Source organism: Paracoccus haeundaensis, from assembly GCF_006239215.1.
GTDB lineage: Bacteria > Pseudomonadota > Alphaproteobacteria > Rhodobacterales > Rhodobacteraceae > Paracoccus > Paracoccus marcusii.
On record NZ_VDDC01000011.1, the window covers coordinates 135,124 to 155,572 of the forward strand.

The 20,449-nt window shown below is 64.3% G+C and carries 17 protein-coding genes, 1 tRNA gene, 1 pseudogene and 3 other annotated features; of the genes and pseudogenes, 8 read left to right on the forward strand and 11 right to left on the reverse strand.

Going from position 1 to position 20,449, the window contains the following annotated elements; all coding sequences use genetic code 11:
• Positions 1-187: 187 nt before the first annotated feature.
• From FHD67_RS07205 to FHD67_RS07225, 5 genes are all read right to left on the reverse strand, one after another.
• Positions 188-2,146, reverse strand: coding sequence for a M28 family peptidase (locus FHD67_RS07205; protein ID WP_139598301.1), 1,959 nt, complete (start codon positions 2,144-2,146; stop codon positions 188-190).
• Positions 2,147-2,230: 84 nt separating this feature from the next.
• Positions 2,231-2,848, reverse strand: coding sequence for a glycosyltransferase family 29 protein (locus FHD67_RS07210; protein WP_139598302.1), 618 nt, complete (start codon positions 2,846-2,848; stop codon positions 2,231-2,233).
• Complete coding sequence (locus FHD67_RS07215) at positions 2,845-3,873, reverse strand: glycosyltransferase family 4 protein (RefSeq protein ID WP_139598303.1); 1,029 nt, start codon at positions 3,871-3,873, stop codon at positions 2,845-2,847. The genes FHD67_RS07210 and FHD67_RS07215 overlap by 4 nt, the downstream gene beginning before the upstream one ends.
• Positions 3,866-5,053 carry an MFS transporter gene (locus tag FHD67_RS07220; RefSeq protein WP_139598304.1) on the reverse strand — a complete coding sequence of 396 codons (1,188 nt, stop codon included), beginning with the start codon at positions 5,051-5,053 and terminating at the stop codon, positions 3,866-3,868. The genes FHD67_RS07215 and FHD67_RS07220 overlap by 8 nt, the downstream gene beginning before the upstream one ends.
• 88 nt (positions 5,054-5,141) lie before the next feature.
• On the reverse strand, positions 5,142-5,645 hold the full coding sequence (locus tag FHD67_RS07225; protein ID WP_139598305.1) for a hypothetical protein: 504 nt from the start codon (positions 5,643-5,645) through the stop codon (positions 5,142-5,144).
• Between the two features lie 172 nt (positions 5,646-5,817).
• Between FHD67_RS07225 and leuB the strand changes: the two genes are divergently transcribed.
• The 4 genes from leuB (at position 5,818) to FHD67_RS07245 (ending at position 9,374) form a co-directional block, all read left to right on the forward strand.
• Positions 5,818-6,939 (forward strand): 3-isopropylmalate dehydrogenase, encoded by a 1,122-nt coding sequence (leuB, locus tag FHD67_RS07230; protein WP_139598306.1) that lies wholly within the window; start codon positions 5,818-5,820, stop codon positions 6,937-6,939.
• A gap of 6 nt (positions 6,940-6,945) precedes the next feature.
• Complete coding sequence (locus FHD67_RS07235; RefSeq protein ID WP_084693835.1) at positions 6,946-7,896, forward strand: DMT family transporter; 951 nt, start codon at positions 6,946-6,948, stop codon at positions 7,894-7,896.
• A gap of 49 nt (positions 7,897-7,945) precedes the next feature.
• A tRNA-Pro gene (locus FHD67_RS07240) sits at positions 7,946-8,022 on the forward strand.
• 266 nt (positions 8,023-8,288) lie between these two features.
• Entirely contained in the window at positions 8,289-9,374 is a 1,086-nt protein-coding gene (locus tag FHD67_RS07245; RefSeq protein WP_139598307.1) for a catalase family protein, read from the forward strand.
• Between the two features lie 356 nt (positions 9,375-9,730).
• On the opposite strand, the gene FHD67_RS07250 is transcribed toward FHD67_RS07245, so the two are convergent.
• The 5 genes from FHD67_RS07250 to FHD67_RS07270 all read right to left on the reverse strand — a co-directional run bounded on the left by FHD67_RS07250 (position 9,731) and on the right by FHD67_RS07270 (position 13,528).
• Complete coding sequence (locus FHD67_RS07250) at positions 9,731-10,000, reverse strand: hypothetical protein (RefSeq protein WP_139598308.1); 270 nt, start codon at positions 9,998-10,000, stop codon at positions 9,731-9,733.
• Positions 9,997-10,335: a TraR/DksA family transcriptional regulator gene (locus tag FHD67_RS07255; RefSeq protein WP_139598309.1), complete on the reverse strand. Its 339-nt coding sequence runs from the start codon at positions 10,333-10,335 to the stop codon at positions 9,997-9,999. The genes FHD67_RS07250 and FHD67_RS07255 overlap by 4 nt, the downstream gene beginning before the upstream one ends.
• 85 nt (positions 10,336-10,420) lie before the next feature.
• On the reverse strand, positions 10,421-11,275 hold the full coding sequence (locus FHD67_RS07260; RefSeq protein WP_139598310.1) for a universal stress protein: 855 nt from the start codon (positions 11,273-11,275) through the stop codon (positions 10,421-10,423).
• Between the two features lie 14 nt (positions 11,276-11,289).
• A complete protein-coding gene (locus FHD67_RS07265) occupies positions 11,290-12,786 on the reverse strand; it encodes a SulP family inorganic anion transporter (protein ID WP_139598311.1) in 1,497 nt (498 codons plus the stop codon).
• 74 nt (positions 12,787-12,860) lie between these two features.
• Positions 12,861-12,916: a sequence feature (sul1 is cis-regulatory element that is thought to sense ions involved in sulfur or methionine metabolism; They are found in Alphaproteobacteria), on the reverse strand.
• Positions 12,917-12,967: 51 nt separating this feature from the next.
• The gene (locus tag FHD67_RS07270) at positions 12,968-13,528 is read right to left on the reverse strand and encodes an NYN domain-containing protein (RefSeq protein ID WP_176695074.1); all 561 of its coding nucleotides are present in this window, start codon (positions 13,526-13,528) and stop codon (positions 12,968-12,970) included.
• Between the two features lie 72 nt (positions 13,529-13,600).
• Positions 13,601-13,659: a sequence feature (sul1 is cis-regulatory element that is thought to sense ions involved in sulfur or methionine metabolism; They are found in Alphaproteobacteria), on the reverse strand.
• Between the two features lie 284 nt (positions 13,660-13,943).
• Here FHD67_RS07270 and FHD67_RS20880 point away from each other — a divergent pair.
• Positions 13,944-14,735, forward strand: a pseudogene (locus tag FHD67_RS20880) (D-alanyl-D-alanine carboxypeptidase family protein); the annotation flags it as partial.
• 369 nt (positions 14,736-15,104) lie between these two features.
• On the opposite strand, the gene FHD67_RS07280 reads toward FHD67_RS20880, so the two are convergent.
• Positions 15,105-16,313: an MFS transporter gene (locus tag FHD67_RS07280; protein WP_139598314.1), complete on the reverse strand. Its 1,209-nt coding sequence runs from the start codon at positions 16,311-16,313 to the stop codon at positions 15,105-15,107.
• A gap of 207 nt (positions 16,314-16,520) precedes the next feature.
• Positions 16,521-16,576, forward strand: a sequence feature (sul1 is cis-regulatory element that is thought to sense ions involved in sulfur or methionine metabolism; They are found in Alphaproteobacteria).
• A gap of 256 nt (positions 16,577-16,832) precedes the next feature.
• Here FHD67_RS07280 and FHD67_RS07285 point away from each other — a divergent pair.
• The 3 genes from FHD67_RS07285 to FHD67_RS21170 all read left to right on the forward strand — a co-directional run bounded on the left by FHD67_RS07285 (position 16,833) and on the right by FHD67_RS21170 (position 20,409).
• On the forward strand, positions 16,833-17,741 hold the full coding sequence (locus FHD67_RS07285; RefSeq protein ID WP_176695075.1) for a glycosyltransferase family 8 protein: 909 nt from the start codon (positions 16,833-16,835) through the stop codon (positions 17,739-17,741).
• 59 nt (positions 17,742-17,800) lie between these two features.
• Positions 17,801-18,832, forward strand: coding sequence for a polysaccharide pyruvyl transferase family protein (locus FHD67_RS07290; RefSeq protein WP_052715231.1), 1,032 nt, complete (start codon positions 17,801-17,803; stop codon positions 18,830-18,832).
• A 719-nt stretch (positions 18,833-19,551) separates the two neighbouring features.
• Entirely contained in the window at positions 19,552-20,409 is an 858-nt protein-coding gene (locus tag FHD67_RS21170; RefSeq protein ID WP_139598317.1) for a DUF429 domain-containing protein, read from the forward strand.
• The last annotated feature ends 40 nt before the right edge of the window (positions 20,410-20,449 follow it).

Consider the following 20,449-nt stretch of genomic DNA (forward strand, 5'->3'; position numbering starts at 1 on the left):
CGGGGGAGCTCCTTTTTCTGCGGTCGGGGGCATTTACCGCAAACGGCCGCGCAACGCCAGCGCGCGTTGCAGGTCCGCACCCGGCCGCGGGGTTCCGGCAACAGGTCGGGCGGCCCCGGCGATTGCCGCGAAACGCCGCAGTGGCGGCTTGTGCGCGCCCGGCTGACCGGACGCGCACAAGCGGTTTTCAGAACCGCAGGCCCAAGCCCGCGCCGACGGTCGCCTGCGATCCGGCGTCATGGCCGATGCGGCTGTCCAGCGTCACCCAGGCATCGGCCTGGTCGGACAGGGCCGTCTGGGCCGACAGGCCGATGCGGGCAAAGTTGCGGTCCTGTCCATCCAGCGTCACGCGGCGGTCGTTGCCGGTGCTGTCGGTCACGCGGATGCGCGAGGGCGCGCCTTCGGCCAGGTCGTGGATCAGCGTCCCTTGCGCCGACAGCGTCACGTCGCGCCCAGCCACGGCCAGATCGGTGCCGACGCGGCCGCCCAGCTGGACCTCCAGGCTTTCGATGGCCTGGCCGGCATAGGTGACCGCGCGGCGGTCGCCCGACCCTTCCGAAAACCCGCCGATCCGGGTGCGGCTGTAATCCAGCCCCACCACCGGACCATAGGTCACGCCCGATGCCAGCGCATAGTCGCGCCCGGCCTGGACCCGCGCGCCCAGGGTATAGGCGTTGGTCGACAAGTCGAAATCCCGTTCGACGATGGTCGCGCCCAGGCCCGAGCGCAGCACGAAATCGCGCGTGCCCTCAAGGTCCGACTTGCCCCAGCTGATTGCGCCGATCACCCAGTCGTCGTTCATCGCATAGGCCGCGTCCAGCGACAGCTGATAGCCGGTCGATTCCAGGTCGTCGCCGCTGCGCAGGTCGTCGCCGGTGCGTGCATAGGCCAGCTGGCCGCCCAAAGACAGGCCGGGGGCCACCTGGTACGACGCGCCCGCCCGCGCCATCAGCGCCGCCCCGCCGTCGCGCCCAAAGGTCGCGCTGCTGTCCGGCGTGGCCAGGCCCTGCACCGCGATCGAGGGCGTGATCTGGCCAAAGGGCGCATCCGCGCCCAGGCGGTCACGCGTCGCGCGCAGCGACAGGGCGGTCAGGTCAGCCTGCTGTCGGGTGGCCAGATCGGCGATCTGGGCCGCCGACAGGGCCGCGTCCTGGGACGACGCCACCAAGTCGGCGCCCGTCTCCTCGACCAGCAGGCGGGTCAGGATGCGGGCATAGTCGCGCATGCGCTGTTCGAACCGTTCAGGGCCCAAGGCCGCCAGCAGGAACGCCCAGTTGTCCTCGGTCGGGTCATGCCAGGTCGAACCGCCGGGGATCAGCGGATTGTCGGTCTGGGTATAGCCGTCCAGATCGCCCAGGTCCCAGTTCGTCGCCTCCAGCCACAGGATCGGGATGCCGTAGCCTTCGAACACGGCGGCGTCGGAACAGCAGCCGGTGTTGATCGGATAGTCCGGGTTCCGTCCGGGGTTGCTGCGCAAGTCGATGCCAAGCTCGTCCGCGATGGCGTGCGCGCGGGTCCACAGCGACAGCAGCGCCGGGTTCTCCAGGTATTCGGTCCCGGCATGGGCATACATGAAATCGCCTGTGATCAGGCTGTCGATGTTGATCATCCCGGCCATGTCGTCGCGGCGACCGCCAAGGGTGTCGACGTAATGGGCCGCCCCCTGCAGGCCGACCTCCTCGGCGCCGAAGGCCACGAACTCCAGGCCGACATCGGTGGACAGCCCGGTCATGTGCGCCGCCAGTTCGGTCAGAACCCCCGCGCCCGAGGCATTGTCGTCGACCCCCTGCAGGTCGGGCGATGTTCCGGCGCTGTCGAAATGCGCCCCCACCACGATGAAGCGGTCGCTGGCGCCGGGCATCGACACGACCAGGTTTTGCGACGGGCCCAACGTGGCGCCAGACCGGCTGGTGGCGGTGAAGTCCTGACGCACGACCGCGTTGCCGCCGAAGGACAGGCGGTCGCGCATGTATTGGGCCGCGTTGAAGAAGGTCGTACCGCTGTCCGGCGCGCCTGTGAAGCGGCCCGGATAATTCAGCGCCAAATCGCGCATCGTATCATAGCCATAGGCGCCGAAATCCTGCGCCAATGCCGGGGTGGCGCAGATCAGCGCCGTGGAGGCCAAGGCGGCCTTGATGGTTCTCATGGGGTTTCCCTGCCTGCTTTTTGGTGTCCCCCGCGCGGGGGAAGCCCACAGGATTGCACAGCGCGCAGCGCGTGCAAGGCCGCCTCAGCGGATCAGCGTCAGACGGTGGTCCTGGCGCAACAGATCGGCGACCCACGCGCCCTCGGCTGCGAAATCATGCGGCACCTGCGCGGCATTGCGCCGTCCCGACAGCGACAGGCTGGCGAAGAAGTCGAAACCATAGAGCGTCAGCGATGCCAGTTCGCTGCGCAGGCAAAGATCGATCAGCATCGCACCCGTCGTGGGGGGCGCACCCAGCCGCCCTGCCAGCATGTCGATATCCGCCAGGGGGTGCAGGTAGAAGCCGGGGCTGGACGCGCTGTCCCAGTCCAGCCGCTTGCGTTTGGGCGACATCCACAGGATACGGCCGGGGTTCAGGCGCGCACGGTCCGCGTCCGGCAGGCGCGTGGCCAGTCCCAGCCAGTCGGTGCGCGTGCCGTGGCTGGCAGGGCTGGGCATCGGCGCGCGGTTGATGCGGACGACCCTGTCGGCGGCATCGATCCGTGCCCCGTGGGCCTGATCGGCCAGCGCGCGGGCATTGCCGATCAGCGCGACATGGCGGCCCGATAGGTCGGCCAGCAGCGCGGATTGCGGGACCGACAGCGCGGCCAGGGGCGCGTCGCGGCGCATCAGGCGCGCCGTGGCAAAGGCCAGCCGGTTCACAGCAGCGACCGATAGACGTCGACGATGGCCCGCGCCTCGCCCTCGATGGCGTGGTTCGCGGTGACATGGGCGCGGGCGGCCTGACCCGCCGCGGCGCGGCCTGCGTCGTCGTCCAGCCAGCGGGCAAGCGCGGCGGTCAGGGCGGGGGCGTCGTCTTTCGGGACCAGGCTGCCGGTCTGGCCGTCGCGGATCAGCGCCTCGTAGGCGCCGACGCGGGCGGCGACGGTGGGGACGGCGCAGGCGGCGGCCTCCAGCGGCGTCAGGCCGAAGCCCTCCCAGCGGGCAGGGGCGGCAAAGAGATCCAGCGCCTGGTAATGCGCGATCACCTGGTCCCACGGCAGTTCGCCCAGGAAGCGGATGCGACCGTCCAGCCCGGCCGCCTTGATGCGCGCCTGCAGGTCATCGGCAAAAGCGCGGTTGTCAGGGGTGATGCGGCCGGTGAAGATGATCTGCACCCGCGGGCGCGAGGGCAGCAGTTCCAACCCCGCCTGCACCAGCAGATCGACGCCCTTCTGCGCACGGATGCGGCCGAAGCAGCCGATCAGCACCGCGTCCGGGTCCATGCCCAGCCGCGCGCGCAAAGCAGCACGGTCCGGGGCAGGGTGGAACACGTCCGTGTCGACCCCGTGCAGGATCACGGTCGCGGGGCGTTCCAGATAGCTGGCCGCCTGGGGCGAGGTCGCGATCAGCGCGTCCTGTTGCCGGATCAGCCAGCGGGTGAAGCCGGTGTGCCTGCGCTGCGCGGCGGACGTGAACAGCAGGCGGTACCGGCGTCGCAGCAGGCGACGCAGGATCAGGCCCAGCGCCATCTCGGTGTTGCGGCGCGCGTGCCAGACCCGCCATCGGTCGCGGGGCAGGGTGGCCGCGCGCATCAGGGGAATGTGCGGGACATCCGCAGGCAGGCCGGGGCCGGTCGCGCGGATGTCGATCATCCGCGCCTGGACCGGGATCAGTCGCACCACCGTCGCCGTCACCCCGGACAGGCGACGTTTCAGGTTCGGTGCGACGATCAGCGGGTCAGTCATGGGCGGCGGCCTCGGGCGTCAGGAAATACAGCAGGAACCCGATCGCCAGCGGGATCAGGAAGAACAGCCACAGCATAGCGAAGGCCTGCGCGGGCGCATAGGCACCCTGTGCCGCGGCATAGACCGGGCGCGACGCGAACTGCATCACCCCGACCCCACCGATGGAGATCATGTTGAGGAAGGTCATCCCGCGACCCACCAGATGTGGTGGGAGGAACGATCGTCCATGCGCCATCAGCAAAGGATAGGCCGACCCGAAGAACCCCAGCACGACCAGCAACGCGGTCACCGCGGGCAGGGGCAGGGCGGGGGCCTGCCACATCACCGCCAGCGTGACGATCATCACCGCGGAAAACAGCATCGTCGCACGGCGCGCGCTGCCGGCCAAGCGGGCGGCGGGTCCGACGGCAAAGCTGCCCGCGACCATGGCCAGGCCCATCGCCAGCGTGACGCGGCCGATCTGGGTCGCGTCGGCGCCATGCACCTGCTCCAGCCAGGGGGCGGCCCACAATCCGCGGATCGCCGCCGTCACCGCATAGTTCACGCCGAACAGCGGCACGATGAACCACAGCGCGCGCAGGCGCAGGATCTGACCGATCGAGCCCTGCGGATGCCCCGCGCCCAGCCGCGCCGGGTCGCGCACCGCCGCCAGGACCAGCGCGGCCACCATCAGCGTCACGGCCGCAAGACCCCACAGGGTCTGGCGCCACCCCGCGGCCTCGATCACCCAGACCAGGGGCGAGGCACCCAGGATGTTGCCCAGCGATCCGAACCCCACCAGCACCCCGGCCAGCATCCCGAAGGACGCGGGCGGGTATTCGCGCGCGAAGATGAAATACGGCCCCATCAGCGCCGGAGAGCAACCGATGCCCAATGCGGTCATCGCCAGATGCAGGTGCCACGGCGCGTCTGCCATCGCAAAGATCACCGCGCCTCCGGCCCCGCCCACCGCCATCAGCCACGCCACCGTGCGGCTCGGTCCGAACCGGTCCAGCGCCGCCCCCACCGGCAGCTGCATCAGCGCGAAGGCAATGAACCACAGCCCCGATGACAGGGCCAGATCGCCGGGGCCGGCGCCGACCTGATCCTGCAGCACCGGGGCCAGCACGGCCAGAAAGGCCCGATAGAATTGCGACAGCATATAGGCCAGCACCAGGCTGACCAATCCGGCCTTGAGCATGAATTCGTTCCTCCGTTCCCCGGCGCCACGCTGGGCCAAGGACGCGGAAGCTGCAAGACGTGCAAATCACGCCGGGGGCGGCGGGGCGTTATTCGGCGGGGGCGGCTTCCGCGTCGGGGGTCGTGTCGCTGGTGCCCGCGGCGGCAGCCTTGGCGGCGGCGGCCTCGGCCAGGCCCGGCGTCACGGGCTGGGTGCTGCCGCCCATCCCCTCCAGCCGGGCGATCAGTTCGGGAACCTGCGGGCCAAGCCGGTCGCAGGCATCGGCCTCCTCGACCACGGCAAAGGCCGGGCGGACATAGTCGCGGTCATAGCTGACCGGGTCCAGCCCCAGCCGTTCGGTCAGCGCATCCGTGGTGCCGGCCATCAGCTGAAATTCCGGACCGCTGACATCGTGTTCGGGGCATTCTGCGGTGATCACGGTCATCTGCGCCACGTCGCGCGCCAGCGCCTGCGCCTCGTCGTCGGACAGCCCCGATACGTCCGGCAGCGGTACCACGACCCGGTCGCCCGGCACCCCGTCCGAGGTCTGCGCCAGGGCGGGTTGCGTCAGCGCCGCCGCGGCGGCGATCATCAGGACAGTCCAGCGGGTCATCGCATTCCTCATTCACAGGGCTGGTCGGGCGACAGGGTCGACCAGCAGCCCCCCGGGCGCAAGGCAAACTGTCGTGAGCGCCCGTTCCCCGCCGCGCTTGACCCTAGGGCGGGCGGCGTCTAACCCGAAGCCGCAGCCTGCGCTGTCGCGGCTGGCACCTGAAGGAGGGATCATGTCCGACCGCTATTCGCTTCTCATCCTGCCCGGCGACGGGATCGGCCCCGAAGTCATGGCCGAGGTGGTCAAGGTCATCGACTGGTTCCAGGCGAACCGCGACATGACCTTCGACGTGACCCATGACCTGGTGGGCGGCGCGGCCTATGATGTGCATGGCGTGCCCCTGGCGGATGCGACGATGGCCAAGGCCCAGGCGGTGGATGCGGTCCTGCTGGGTGCGGTCGGCGGCCCGAAATACGACGTTCTGGATTTCAGCGTTAAACCCGAACGCGGCCTGCTGCGCCTGCGCAAGGAGATGGACCTGTTCGCCAACCTGCGTCCGGCGCAATGCTTTGACGCGCTGGCCGACTTCAGCAGCCTGAAGCGCGAAGTGGTGGCTGGCCTGGACATCCTGATCGTGCGCGAGCTGACCTCGGGCGTCTATTTCGGCGAACCGCGCGGCATCCATTCCGACGACAACAATCCCGACAACGAGGGTGGCCGCGTCGGCATCAACACCCAGCGTTACACCAGCGGAGAGATCCGCCGCGTCGCCCGGTCCGCCTTCGAGCTGGCCCGCGCCCGCGGCAACAAGGTCTGTTCGATGGAAAAGGCCAACGTGATGGAATCGGGCATCCTTTGGCGCGAGGAGGTCCAGTGGGTGCATGACAACGAATACCCCGACGTGGCCCTGTCGCACATGTATGCCGACAACGGCGCGATGCAGCTGGTGCGCGCGCCGCGCCAGTTCGACGTGATCGTGACCGACAACCTGTTCGGCGACCTGCTGTCGGATGCGGCGGCGATGCTGACCGGCTCGCTGGGCATGCTGCCCTCCGCGTCGCTGGGCGCGGTCATGGCGAACGGGCGACCCAAGGCGCTGTACGAACCGGTCCACGGATCGGCACCCGACATCGCGGGGCAGGGCAAGGCCAACCCGATCGCCTGCATCCTCTCCTTCGCCATGGCCCTGCGCTATTCCTTCGGCGAGGGTGCCGCGGCCGACGCGCTGGAAGCCGCGGTCGAGCGTGTGCTGGCCGACGGCCTGCGCACTGCCGACCTGATGGGGCCCGACGGCGGCACCCCGATCAGCACGGCGCAGATGGGCGATGCCATCGTCGCCGCGCTGGAGGCCTGATTGGCCCTGACCGCCAATGTCAGGGGCGCATTGCTGCAGCTTGCGGCGATGGGCCTCTATGCCACGCATGACGTGGTGATCAAGTCGCTGGGTGCCATCTATCCGGCGATGCAGATCCTGTTCTTCGCATCGCTGCTGTCGTTCCCGCTGGTCAGCATCGTGCTGATGCGCGACCCCCAGCCCGGCACGCTGCGCCCGGCCAATCCGGGCTGGGTGATCCTGCGCACGCTGTGCGCGGTGGTGGCGGGGATGGCGGGGTTCTTCGCCTTCTCGACCCTGCCGCTGACGCAGGTCTATGCGATCCTGTTCACGACGCCCCTGCTGATTACCATCCTGTCGATCCCGCTTCTGGGCGAGAGGGTCGGCTGGCACCGCTGGGCCGCCGTCATCGTCGGCCTGACCGGCGTGCTGATCGTGCTGCGCCCGGGCGGGCAGGAGATCCAGCTGGGCCACATCGCCGCGATGGCCGGCGCCACGGCCAGCGCGTTGGCCGCGGTGATCATCCGCCGCCTTGGCCGGGCCGAACGCCCGATGGTGCTGATGATGTGGCCGATGCTGGGCAACTTCTTCGCGACCGGCGCGGCGCTGTCAGTCAGCTATCAGCCGATGGAGCTGGTGCATCTGGCGATGACCGGCATCATCGCGGGGCTTGGCTTGATGGGCGGGTTCCTAGTCATCATGGCCTATCGCACCGGAGAGGCCGCGATCGTGGCGCCCATGCAGTATTCGCAGATCCTGTGGGCGACCGGCTATGGCTGGTTCCTGTTCGGAGAGGGCGTCGACCCCGCCACCCTGCTGGGCGCGGGAGTAATCATCGCCTCGGGCATCTACATCGTCTGGCGCGAAGGCCGCGGCGTCAGCGCCAATCGCCCCGCCACCAGCGCCCGCCTGCGCGCAGAGACGGTGACGGCGCCGAAATCGACGATCCTGCAAAGATTGTGGGCGCCCCGTCGCTGATGGGGGCTTGCATTCTCCGGATCGTCGCGCTACCTGCCCGTCCTACGGTCGGAGCGTAGCGCAGCCTGGTAGCGCACCTGCTTCGGGAGCAGGGGGTCGGAGGTTCGAATCCTCTCGCTCCGACCATTTCCCCGATGTTCTGTGGCACATAGTTCTGCCTTTTCTGTTAGGCAGTGTGCCTTTTGGGCTTGCCAGCTTGTCGAAAGCGGACGGTCAGCGGTCGGAGCAGCATCGACGCGAAGAGCCCAAAGCCGCCGCTAGGGCAGCGCCAGGGCATATGCGCAAGGAGCCCAAACCGGACTTTCGATCTGGGCAGCTGGAGTGGGCCAAGGAACCACGGTTTGCAGTTCACCGTTTAGCCCGAAGCCACGTTTGCGCAGCCGAGGGACGTCATGAAGCCGCCGATCCATTACTCGCCCGACCTTGAGACGATCCCCGATGATGAAGCCGATACGATCCAAAGCCTGAAGGCCACTCTCCTGGACATCATGGAGACCACCTCTGAGCATTATGGACACGCGGTGCGCTCGGTTCACGCCAAAAGCCACGGGATCCTCAAGGCGGAACTGACGGTCCTGCCTGATCTCCCGCCGGAATTTGCGCAGGGGATGTTCGCGGTGCCGGGGGTCTATCAGGCAGTGCTGCGTATCTCGACTAATCCGGGAGATATCTTGTCGGACAGCATCTCCGTTCCACGGGGGCTTGCACTGAAAGTGATGGGAGTTGAGGGGGCGAGGCTAAGTGGCGCTGAAGGGAACTCACAGGACTTCGTGATGGTGAATGGTCCCGTCTTCACCGCGCCGAATGCGAAAGCCTTTCTGAAAAGTCTGAAGCTTTTGGCCAAGACGACCGACCGCGCAGAATGGGCAAAGAAGGCGCTGTCTGCGGTGCTGCGCGGCGCTGAGAGGGCGCTAGAGGCCGTTGGGGGAGGGAGTGCCACTCTGCAGACCATGGGGGGAGCACCGAATGTCCACCCGTTGGGTGAGACCTACTACTCTCAGACAGCATTCCGTCATGGCCATCATGTCGCAAAATTTTCGCTGGTCCCGGTGTCGGAAACGCTGACCCGTCACACTGAGGAAATCATCGATACGAAGGGCCGCCGTGATGCACTGCGAGAGGCTGTCGCAGTCGCGGCGGAGGCTGGCGCCTGTGAATGGGAGTTGCGCGTGCAGCTATGCCGCGACGCGGAGGCAATGCCAGTCGAGGACCCTTCGGTCCCTTGGGACGAAGAAGACAGCCCCTTCTTTACCGTGGCGCGTCTGCACGCCAATCCCCAGTCCGGGTGGAGTGAGGCCCGCGCTCAGATTGTGGACGAAAATCTGCGCTTTTCCGTGTGGACCGGTCTGGAAGCGCACCGTCCCTTGGGATCAGTCAATCGGGTTCGTCGCGAAACTTACAAGATGTCGAGCGACTTCCGCAGTCAGTTCAATGGCTGCCCGATCCACGAACCTCAAGCGTTGGATCTGCCGGGCTGACACCATGTGTCTGCTGCAGTGGCACCAACGCAGCCCCCCTAGTAGTCATTTGAACTGCGGGTTCGGATATCTTGCTGCCACGTAACAAATGGCAGCTTCGTCCGCAGAGCAGACGGATGACGGCAGCGGTTGAGGGGCAGCTCTGCGGACCAAGCTGCCGTTCGCTGCACCTGCAGCCTAGGTCCTGAAGAAAAGGCTCGGCTGGATGAAAGCGGACTCTCGTAACAGAGTAGGTTGGCTGAAGTTACGAGCCAATTGGGGCTTCGTAGAAGAGCCAAACTGTAAGACCAACGGAGCGGATACCATCCGATGTTGGTATGAGACAAAAGGACTGGCGTAACTTCGGAGCCACTTGTTTAAGACGGCGAATATTGTCGATCAAGTATATGCAGTTCGATTTCAGGAAATTGCGCCTTGAGAAGCTCGAGCGCTTCGAGTGAGGTCAGCTCCAGATAGGCCTGATCGTCGGCCCAGAAGGCCATGTGCGGTTTGGGCGAGAACGAGCGCATATATTCATGCAGATCGTTCATGGTCTTTCGGCTGATCGGGCCGACAGCAATGTTGATGATCATGATGCTTTTCTCATGAAAACTGGTGGACTCGGAAAATTTCGTCGGTTCAGTCATGCCCGGCAGCCGACGCATCGGCTGTAGGTCGGATCGAGTGCCAGGCGCTCGAACGGGACGGACCCACCACAGCTTTCGCAGAACCCGAACTCGCCGCTTTCGATCCGGGCCAAGGCGGCGTTGAGGGATCGAATACGGCCACGGCGCCGGGTCTCGATCGCCGCCGCCATGGCCTGGTTCTGCATCGCGTCCATTCGCGACAGGCGGCCTACGCTCTGCTGGTCCAGCTCGACCGGCTTGCGGCTGGCCGCCGTGTCAGCCGACGCCTGCTGCAACTCTGCTAGTTCCAATCTCAGAAGCGGCGCAAAATAGGCCGCAACATCCTGGGGGCCCAATCGCCTCTCCTTATGACTCGGGGTTTATCCGTCGGGGTGCCTGCGTCCGACTAGCCGGACGCAGGCGCTGTTCAGGGAAGTAGTGTCAGCGATAGAGCAGGACGGGGATCTTGACCGCCTGCACCATGGCCGTGGTGGTCGAGCCGATGATGAGGTTGCGGATACGGCTGTGGCCGTAGGCACCCATCACCAGAAGATCGAAACCTTCCGAGGCCACGATGGCTTGGAGCGCTTCGTCCGGCTCGCCCTGGACGGTGCGTGCCGTCGCGGTCAGGCCGGCCGCGCCCAGAGCGCGGACGGCATCGTCAATGCGCGCACCGATCGGGCCGCTGCCATTGTCGACATGGAGGAGCGTGATCTCCAGACCTTCAAAGACCGCACTTTTCGACATGCGATCGATGGCCTTCATGGCAGACGGGCTGCCGTCATAAGCGACCAGCACCTTGCCGATGGGCTTGAACGCCCGTGAGGCGACAAAGACCGGCACCTTGGAAGCGCGCACGATCCGCTCCAGGTTCGACCCCAGGTGACCGGCTGCAAAATCCGCACCTTCGCCGCGCTTGCCGATGACGATGGCGCGCAGGTCGGGTTCCACCTCCTGCACCGCCTCCAGCAGGTCGCCCTTGCGCAGATGCGGAACGACCGGGCCCACACCGTCGGCTTCGAAGATCTTCTGTGCGTCTTCCAGGATCGCCCGGCCCTTGGCCTGTGCCAGCCGGGCACGGCTTTCATCCGCGGCTGCCAGTTCGTCCAGCAGCGCAGACCGCGCACCAAGGGTCAGCGCCCCGGACAGGTTCTGGGCACTGCCGCTCTCGCGGCGGCCCATCACGTGCATGACATCCACAGTGGCGTTCAGCCGTCCGGCGATCCAGGCGGTATGATGGCAGACGCTCTCCGAATAGGCCGAGCCGTCCAGCAGTGCGAGTATCTTGTTGGTCATCGTCATCTCCTCCCTCAATGGGCCATCAGCTTGTCGAGCGCGCCGGGCTTGTCATGGATGGCAAGCTTGTCGACCAGTGTCTCGGACGCTTCGTTCATGCCGATCAGCTCGACATCTGCGCCTTCACGGCGGAACTTAAGGATCGCCATGTCCAAGGCCTGGATCGAGCTGATGTCCCAGATATGCGCGCGGCTGACGTCGATAACGACCTTTTCCACCGCTTCCTTGAAGTCGAAGGCCTCAGCAAAGTCTTCGGACGAGCCGTAGAACAGCTGACCCTCGACGATATAAGTCCGCTCACGGCCATCCGTCGACAGCGACTTGGAGATCCGGAACAACTGGGCGATCTTGGCGGCAAAGAAGATGCCGGACAGCATCACGCCAACCAGGACGCCGATGGCCAGGTTGTGGGTATAAACCACTGTGAATACGGTGGCGATCATCACCACCGAAGACGAGCGTGGATAGGTCTTGAGGTTGCCGATCGATGACCAGCTGAACGTGCCGATAGAGACCATGATCATGATCGCGACCAGGGCTGCCATCGGAATGATCGCGACAAGGCCACCGAGGCCCACCACCATGATCAGCAGGGCCACCCCCGCGGTAAAGGACGACAACCGTCCCCGCCCGCCGGATTTGACGTTTATAATCGACTGACCGATCATCGCACAGCCAGCCATGCCGCCAATGAAGCCGGTCGCGGTATTGGCGATACCCTGTCCCACGCATTCCTGATTGCGGTTCGAGCGAGTGTCGGTCAGATCATCGACGATGTTCTGTGTCATCAGGCTTTCCAACAGGCCGACGATGGCGACCGCGATGGAATAGGGCAGGATGATCATCACTGTCTCAAGGTTCAGCGGGATATTGGGGATCAGGAACACCGGCAGCGTGTCGGGCAGTGCGCCCATGTCGCCCACGGTGCGCACGTCCCAGCCCATGAGCCAGACCAGCGCAGTCAGAACCACGATGGTCGCCAGCGGCGATGGGATCGCCGTGGTGATGCGTGGTAGCAGATAGATGATCGCCAACCCGGCTGCGACCAGCGCATAGGTTAGCCAGGTGATGCCGGGAACGGCGAGGTCCAGTTCCGGAAGCTGCGCCATGAAGATCAGGATCGCCAGCGCGTTCACGAACCCGGTCATCACCGACTTCGAGACATAGCGCATGAAGCGGCCCAGCTTCAGCAGGCCGGCGCCGATCTGCAGAAGGCCCGCCAGCACGGTTGCTGCAAGCAGGTATTCCAGCCCATGATCGCGCACCAGCGTGATCATCAGGACCGCCGTGGCCGCGGTCGCGGCAGAGATCATGCCGGGACGGCCGCCAACGAAGGCAATCAGCACCGCGATCGAGAAGCTGGCATAGAGCCCCACCTTGGGGTCAACGCCCGCGATGATGGAGAAGGCGATGGCTTCGGGGATCAGGGCCAAAGCCACCACCACCCCCGCCAGCACATCGCCGCGGATGTTGCCGAACCACTGGTTCTTGTATTCGGAAAGAGAAATCATGAATGGTCCAATATCCTGTCATGGAGGGCCCTTTTCTGTCGGGCGATCCAAACCGTCGGCAGGGTTCATCAAAGGATTATCCGGCGGATTGGCGGCCGGAAGAGCCACCCGGGCTCTCACCGGGTCCTTGCGCTTGCTGATGTGAGGATGAGCCGATCATGCGATCGGCTCATCCCCGACCTCATGGCTCGTGGCGCGTATCCTCCTGCCCGTCCTCAGGCAGAAAGAACCGGTCATCATCAGCCAAGTCGATGAATCTATCTGCCAGCGCCACCAGCGGGGGCGGAGGTGCGATGCTGTCAGGGACCGAAAGGCTGGAGATCAGCGTTACGGGCACATCCAGCGCTGCCAGACGTTCCAGAAGCGGGACCAACTTTGCATCCCCCGCCAGCATCACCAGACTGTTACCTTTTTCCGCAGCCATCAGGGCATCGGACGCCAGGGCCACCAGGTTGGAGCCGTAGCGTTCGCGGACATACCACGGCTCGTTAAAATCATCGGTGCCGTGACGTTCGATGTCGTGGCGCTCCAGCCATTCGAAAAACCGGGCGGTCCGGGTCTGTTCGGCGCTGTCACGGCTGTCCCGATAGTAATGCGCCGAGACAGTCGTTCCGTCCGCGCTGAAATGCCCGACCAGCTTCTGGAAATCGATCAGTCGACCAAACTTGGTCTTCAGACGATCGACATGGCTGCCATCGATCAACAGCGTTGTGCGCGCCAGAACTGGCGTGTCTATGTTCATGGGGTTCTTGTAACTCGCCCGAGCAAGCCCCGCGTGTCGCGGTTGGCGCAGTGAAGGACGTGTAGCTCGGTCAGGTTGCCGGGGGATAGGCGCCCGGAGAAGCCATCCCATCGCAGTCGACGGGATCCGATTCGCATTTCTAATGCCATATCGCACCGGGTTTCACAACCACGTGTTTTGCCAACACAGGGCCGGGCCGCCGGTTGTTCGATGTGCCTGACGCGATCCCGGTCCCGACCTTCCTGCGCCCGCTTGCCAGAATTTTGGGTCGATTTATCGACAGGCTTCCGTATGCTCGCGTCAAAAGAAGAACGACGGGCATGCGAGAAACGACATGTCCGCGTCGAGCAGAAAGACAATGACAGTGATGAAATTCGGATCCACGTTCCGTCCGTGGCGCCAGGCCCTAGTCGTCATGGCGCTGATGGTCACGCAGGCCAATGCGGCCCCGTTCGCGGCCTATGTGATGGACGCGCGCACAGGCGAGGCGATCTATCAGCAGAATGCAGACACCAGGCTGCACCCCGCGTCCTTGACCAAGATGATGACGCTCTACATGACGTTCAGCGCCGTCGAACGCGGCGATGTCCGGCTGGACAGCAAGTTCAAGATTTCCAGAAATGCCGCGAACGAGCCGCCGTCCAAGCTGGGTCTGCGCCCCGGCCAGGAGATCGAGTTGCGGTATCTGATCCGCGCGGCAGCGGTCAAATCGGCTAATGACGTCGCAACAGCGATCGGTGAGAACCTGGCCGGGTCGGAGGAGGCGTTTACCCGGCAGATGACCCAGATGGCGCGCGCGCTCGGCATGAACAACACCCAGTTCCGCAACGCACACGGCCTGACCAGCGAGGGGCATTACTCCACCGCCCATGACATGAGCATTCTGGGGCGACACCTGTTCTACGATTTTCCGCAATACTACAATCTGTTCTCGCGCCGCTCTGCCGATGCAGGCATTGCGCGGGTCTTGGCCACCAATCGGCGTTTCCTGGATGCCTATGACGGGGCCGACGGGATCAAGACCGGATACACCCGCGCAGCTGGCTTCAATCTGACCGCCTCGGCCAGACGCGGAAACAAGCGGTTGATCGCGACCGTCTTCGGCGGAACCTCCACTGCGCAGCGCAATCAGACTGTTGCCAAGCTGCTGGACGACAACTTTCCCCGCATTCCCGATCGTGTGCGTGAAACCCCTCCGCAAGCTCCCCTGGTTCGGACTGTCTCACGCCGCGCACAGGTGACCGCCAGCTCTGCCGCGACCCGGCCTGAGCCGCACCGGATGGTCCTTCAGGCATCCCGAGCGCCGATTGCCCGTCCGGCCGGTCTCGCAGGCGCGCCTGAAAAAGATGCGAAGTCTCGCCCTGAGTGGCTGACCCTGGGCAGCAGTCCGCGACCTGACAACCGCGCAGATGTCGGAACGGTCGCAGCGAATACAACCTCCGCTGCAAATATGCAGGCAAAGGGGCGACCTTCGGCGTTGGCCTTGGTCGCATCGTCCCGCCCGGGTGCGAACCCGCGGGCGCAGAGCGCGGTCCTCGCATCGGCGAATGACGGCGACGGCTGATCGCAGGGATCGTCAGAAATCCGCTTTGAGTTTTCTGCTGATCCCCAGGCAGAGCAACGTGATGGCTCCGCACCAAAGCCCCAAAAACAGGCTTTGGGTTGGAAAATCGATGCCCGCATCGATCAGGACGCCTGTGATGCCGGGCCCGATGGCAGTCGAGATGACCATGATCGTGGTGGCCATAGACCGGATCGCGCCCAGATGCGCAGTGCCATAGAGCACCGGAAACAGCACCCCCCAGAGCGAACTGGCCATGCCTTGGGTGATGCCCACCACCCCAAGAGCCACATACCAGACCCACACCTCATCGGCAGGCCCGATCAGGGCGACGCCAAGCCCCATGGGCACCACCAAAAGCGGCAATAGGCGCAGAGGACCGAACCGGTCTGCTAGCCAACCCGAGGTGAACGCGGCGATGACAGTGGCTACACCGAACGCGGTAAAGCCTGGGGCCATTTCCGGCAGGGTCCACCCCTTAACGTCCGCGATATGCGCCTGGTGGAAAAAGATGACCGTCGAAATGAAGCCGGGTGTCAGCAACACCGGCAGCAGAGCCGGAAGCAGCCAGTGCCGCGCGGCATCCCGGCGGCGCCATTGGCGGCCCATGAGGCCGGGTCGGGCAATCTGGGCCTGATGTCCCACTGGGTTCCGTCCCTCGGTCAGCAGCAAAAGCAGCAAGGGGATCACGATCAGGCACAGGACGCCGGCGACGACCAACCAAGTGCTGCGCCAGCCGATGCCGCCGATCAGCATCACCACCAGGAGGGGAACGAAGATTTCTCCGGCAGGGTGGCCCAGGTTCGTCAGGGACACGGCCTGGCCGCGGCGGGCCTCGAACCAGCGCCCCATCGCCGTCATCGCCATGTGGCTGAACATTCCCTGCCCGCAGAACCGCAGCAGGAAGAGGGCGACGACCAGAACCGCGACCGATGGAGCCCAGGCAAGAGCGACGGCGGCGCCGGCGAACATCAGCGTAACGGCCGGGGCCAGCCGCGACAGGGGCACCGTATCAGCCAGTGAACCGCGCCAGAACATCAGCGCCGCCGCCGACAAGGTGGCAACGGTGTAGAGGCCGCCCCAACTGCCATCCGTCAGACCGTGACGATCCTTGATGAAGTTTGCAAACAGCGAGATGAACCACGTCTGCCCGAACGCCGACGTGAAGGTCAGAAGAAAGCCCGCAGCCAACCACCGCGCATTGTCGCGCACAAACTGGATCATTCTGCCTCTGCCTTCTTTGTCGGAATTGCATGACCTGTAAGAATGGCCTCTGTCACGGCCTGTCTTGCGAATGCAATTGGCCATGCGATCCTTACTGGCGGCAGGGTCGATCCGTTAGGGACGTCCGGGATGATGCCGCAGCCTATCGGCCCGTCATCCAGCACAGTTGATCTTCTGGCATTTTTCCGTCTATGAAGGAGCCAGACGCAAGGACCCGGTGCAATCCCGGGTGGCTCTTCCGGCCGCTCATCCGCCGGATCATCCTCTGATAAACCCTGTATAACAGTCGGACCGTCTCTATCGAGACCCTTCGGTGCAGGGCATTGGACCGCGTATGATCTCAATAGCCGAGTGCCAGAACCGGCGGGTTCTTAAGGTCCGTAGCGATATGCCCCGGCGGCTATGGCCACTTGCGGTCTGGTGCCGTCCGCAGACCGATCTGAAACGCGCAGTGATCCCACCCGTCGTGGCGGCTGCCGCAGATACATCATACATTCTATGAACAAAAAGGAGCCTTGCTTGCCTGGTACGCCACGCATGGTCAAAATCGTCTACGTCACCGACCGCACCTTTCTGAAACCAACCCTCGTGTCCATCTGGAGCCTGCTGCAGCACCTCCAGGGACCTGCCGAACTGCACCTCTGGGGCGATGGCCTCACGCCTGAAGACTGGGCGAATGTCGAGGCGGTCACTGCCGGACACACGGGTCTTACTCTGGTCTGCAAGGATATCGGCGACGGATACCTGGAAGGTGCACACGGACCGACGGATTACATCTCTGCGGCCACGATGGGCCGCCTGTTCATCCCGCGGCTGATCGACGGCTATGTCCTCTATATCGACGGCGATACGCTGGTCACGGGCGATGTTGGCCCCTTGTTCCAGGTTGATCTGAAAGACGCCTATGCTGGCGCGGTTCGTGATTATCACATCACGCATTGGCTTTCCGAGCCGGAGAAAACGACGGCGGACCGGGCTGCACGGCTGATGGAGATACGGCAGTTCATGGATCCGGCGCGTGTCGAGGACTATTTCAATGCGGGCATCCTTCTCCTGAATTGCGATGCGCTGCGGGCGCATCCCGCTTTGTTGGCACGGATGGAAGACGTCATTGCGGCATCAGCCTGCACGCATGGAGATCAGGATCACCTGAATGCCCTGTTCGCGACCGATTTGCTGCAACTCGATCCGGCGTGGAACGCCTCTTGGGGGCGCATCCGCCGGCACCGGGATCTTATCACCCGATCCGGATTGGCCATTGAAGGAGCGGTCCCGGGTCGCCCTGTCATTCTGCATTATCATGGCCCGAAAAAACCGTGGCGCGACCGTCGATGGGACGTCTGGTCCTCGCGCGGCCGTGCAACGCTGCTTTATCGGCGTGCCATGCGACGCTTCGTGCGGCAGTATCCCCACCTGAAGCCACACTGATGACTGTTGGAATGGGTCGCCACCCTGCAGGAGCAGATTATTCCGGGAGTTCTCGTGACATGTCCGAGCACCATCAGACTAAGGTCGAATCGAACCAACGCGCGCTTCTGGTCGGACATTTCTCGACCGTCGGCGACGTGGAGGTCCTGCGACAGACGGAACGTCAGTTGCAGGCATTGGGGATGGCCTATGACGTCACGCCCTATACTGACGCTCGGCAGTCGGTCGACAGCACCTGGCTGAACCGCTTTACCCTTGACCCCGCGCGTTACACACACCTCTTCGTCATATGTGGTCCGTTTACCCCGGCAATGGCCGTGCAACACGAAAGCATCTTCGGTCGCTTCAAGCACTGCGTGCATGTTGGCGTGAACCTGACGATGGTCGAACCATTATCGGCCTTCAACCCGTTCGAGGTCCTGCTGGAGCGGGACAGCGACAGAACCGTCCGCGCCGACCTGAGTTTCCGCGAGGCGCCGGCTCGCGTTGCCGTTGTCGGCCTGTGCCTGACCGGGTTCCAGCGAGAGTATGGCGATCGCCACCGGGGCGCATTGGCCGAGGGAAAACTCCGCCGACTTATCGAGAAATCGGGCGTGGCGGTCATCGAGATGGACACGTCCGTTCCGGCTGCCACGAACCGGTTCGGCCTGTCGAACGCGGCGCAGTTCGAATCCATCTGCAGTCGGCTGGACGTCATGCTGACCACACGGCTGCACGGCATGGTGCTGGCCCTCAAAAACGGTATCCCGACCATCGCGATCGATCCTGTTTCCGCCGGCGACAAGGTGACCAGCCAAGCGCATAAGCTGGGGTGGCACGCGGTATTCGATCCGGATCAGGTCACCGATACAGAACTGCAATCGACGCTCGAGTGGTGCCTGTCGGAAACTGGACGGGCAGACGCACGGCTCGTGCGCGACAGGGCCATCGCGTCATTGGACGGCTTCGACGATGAATTTGCTGCAGCGCTTGAGGCTCGTCCCGATCCCGGTCTGCGCGATGACCTGATACCGAAGGTCGGGCGAGTGCGCGCCCTGCGAAATCGGTTCAAGGCGTGGAAGCGGCGCAGACGGGCGCGGAGTGTCAGGTGAGAAGTCACTTGTCTGGCAGGTTGGCCCTTCATCAAGAACTATAGCCGGTTTGCCTCGGTAGTTTCTGCTCAGCTTTGTCTGAACGGCGACTATCGGTCGACAACCTGTGCTGCACCTGCATTCGCTGCGGCAGTCATGACCGACAGCTATGGGCTCTTCGCGTCGATGCTGCCTGGCAGTCGAGAGGCTGCTTTTCAGAGATATGGTGATCGCGGGCACCGCGATCGCTGATCCAGGAGACAGCCGCGCCTCCGCTTCGCTCTGGCACCGCTGACGATCTTTCATTTCTTTTTTCCGCCTGCCATCCGGCCGGCGATCCGAACACGGGCTCTGGTGCCGCTGCGCGTCAGCCTCCACGGAGAAATCCGGTTCCTCCCACGCGCGGGGCGCGCGGGTCCCTCCCAATTTCACCGCTCCGGCCCCGTGTGTCAGATCGCCGGCCGGCCGCAGGTCGGCACCCGGGTCTTGATGGATGGCAACGGCCGGTGCATCGACAACATCTTCATCGAACGCCTCTGGTGGTCCCTAAAGTATGAATGCGTTTGCGGGGCGCATTCCAAGACCTGCAGGCATCGCTCTATTCAAACTAGCCTTTTACGCAGAGTGGGGTATTCCAAACCGAACGATCACAGGCTGTTTTTCGCGTTACAGGATGATTTTGACCGTCTGCCCGATAGAGGAAGTTCGATTTTGGCACACGTCCATGCTACTGTCTCTGCATGAACATTCTCGGCATTGATTTCACAAGCAGCCCCTCTCGGCGCAAGCCGATTACTTGTCTTCGGTGCACACTAGAGGGAGATCATCTGCTCACGCAGTCCCTTGAGGAGTGGTCTGACTTTGACGCGTTCAACGCAGCTTTGGCGCAACCCGGGCCGTGGATTGCAGGAGTTGATTTTCCTTTCGGTCAGGCCCGCCGCTTTGTCGAGACTGCCGGCTGGCCATCGACCTGGGAGGGATATGTTCGACACGCGAGCCAGCTTGGCCGCGACGGCTTTCGCGGAGCATTGGAAGCGTACAAAGAGAACAGGGCTGCGGGCGATAAAGAGCATCGTCGTGCAACCGACAAGCAGGCGAGCTCGATCAGTCCACAGAAGCTTTACGGCGTGCCTGTCGGTCTGATGTTCTTCGAGGGTGCTCCCCGTCTTCTTGCTTCAGGCGTGACCATCCCTCACCTCCATGCCGGTGATGCGCAGCGTGTCGTCGTTGAGGCCTATCCTGGCGTTCTGGCCCGCCAATTTATCGGTCGCCGTAGCTACAAGAACGATACGCGCAGCAAGCAAAATTCCGATCAGCGGCAGGCTCGCCATAGTTTGCTTCATGCTCTTCGTGACGCGGCGCCAGCGCGATACGGCTTCGACGTCATCGCCCCCGATAACCTGTGCGACGATCCGGGCGCCGACCATCTCGACGCTCTCCTCTGCGCCGTTCAGGCTGCTTGGGCTTGGCGGCAGCGTGATGCGAGGTTTGGCGCGCCGGATGTCGTAGACCCATTGGAAGGATGGATCGCCGATCCGCACATTTCCGATCGTCCTCCTGCGGGTAATCCTCCCCGTTTTAACGGGGTTTGGTCGTAGAACTCACGCAGCCATTTTCAGTTTCTGTGCGGGTGTTATG

Excerpts from the sequence above, each read along its gene's own strand:
- FHD67_RS07205 (WP_139598301.1), bottom strand. The coding sequence starts at position 2,146 with ATGAGAACCATCAAGGCCGCCTTGGCCTCCACGGCGCTGATCTGCGCC.
- FHD67_RS07215 (WP_139598303.1), bottom strand. The coding sequence starts at position 3,873 with ATGACTGACCCGCTGATCGTCGCACCGAACCTGAAACGTCGCCTGTCC.
- FHD67_RS07220 (WP_139598304.1), bottom strand. The coding sequence starts at position 5,053 with ATGCTCAAGGCCGGATTGGTCAGCCTGGTGCTGGCCTATATGCTGTCG.
- FHD67_RS07225 (WP_139598305.1), bottom strand. The coding sequence starts at position 5,645 with ATGACCCGCTGGACTGTCCTGATGATCGCCGCCGCGGCGGCGCTGACG.
- leuB (WP_139598306.1), top strand. The coding sequence starts at position 5,818 with ATGTCCGACCGCTATTCGCTTCTCATCCTGCCCGGCGACGGGATCGGC.
- FHD67_RS07245 (WP_139598307.1), top strand. The coding sequence starts at position 8,289 with ATGAAGCCGCCGATCCATTACTCGCCCGACCTTGAGACGATCCCCGAT.
- FHD67_RS07250 (WP_139598308.1), bottom strand. The coding sequence starts at position 10,000 with ATGACTGAACCGACGAAATTTTCCGAGTCCACCAGTTTTCATGAGAAA.
- FHD67_RS07260 (WP_139598310.1), bottom strand. The coding sequence starts at position 11,275 with ATGACCAACAAGATACTCGCACTGCTGGACGGCTCGGCCTATTCGGAG.
- FHD67_RS07265 (WP_139598311.1), bottom strand. The coding sequence starts at position 12,786 with ATGATTTCTCTTTCCGAATACAAGAACCAGTGGTTCGGCAACATCCGC.
- FHD67_RS07270 (WP_176695074.1), bottom strand. The coding sequence starts at position 13,528 with ATGAACATAGACACGCCAGTTCTGGCGCGCACAACGCTGTTGATCGAT.
- FHD67_RS07280 (WP_139598314.1), bottom strand. The coding sequence starts at position 16,313 with ATGATCCAGTTTGTGCGCGACAATGCGCGGTGGTTGGCTGCGGGCTTT.
- FHD67_RS07290 (WP_052715231.1), top strand. The coding sequence starts at position 17,801 with ATGTCCGAGCACCATCAGACTAAGGTCGAATCGAACCAACGCGCGCTT.
- FHD67_RS21170 (WP_139598317.1), top strand. The coding sequence starts at position 19,552 with ATGAACATTCTCGGCATTGATTTCACAAGCAGCCCCTCTCGGCGCAAG.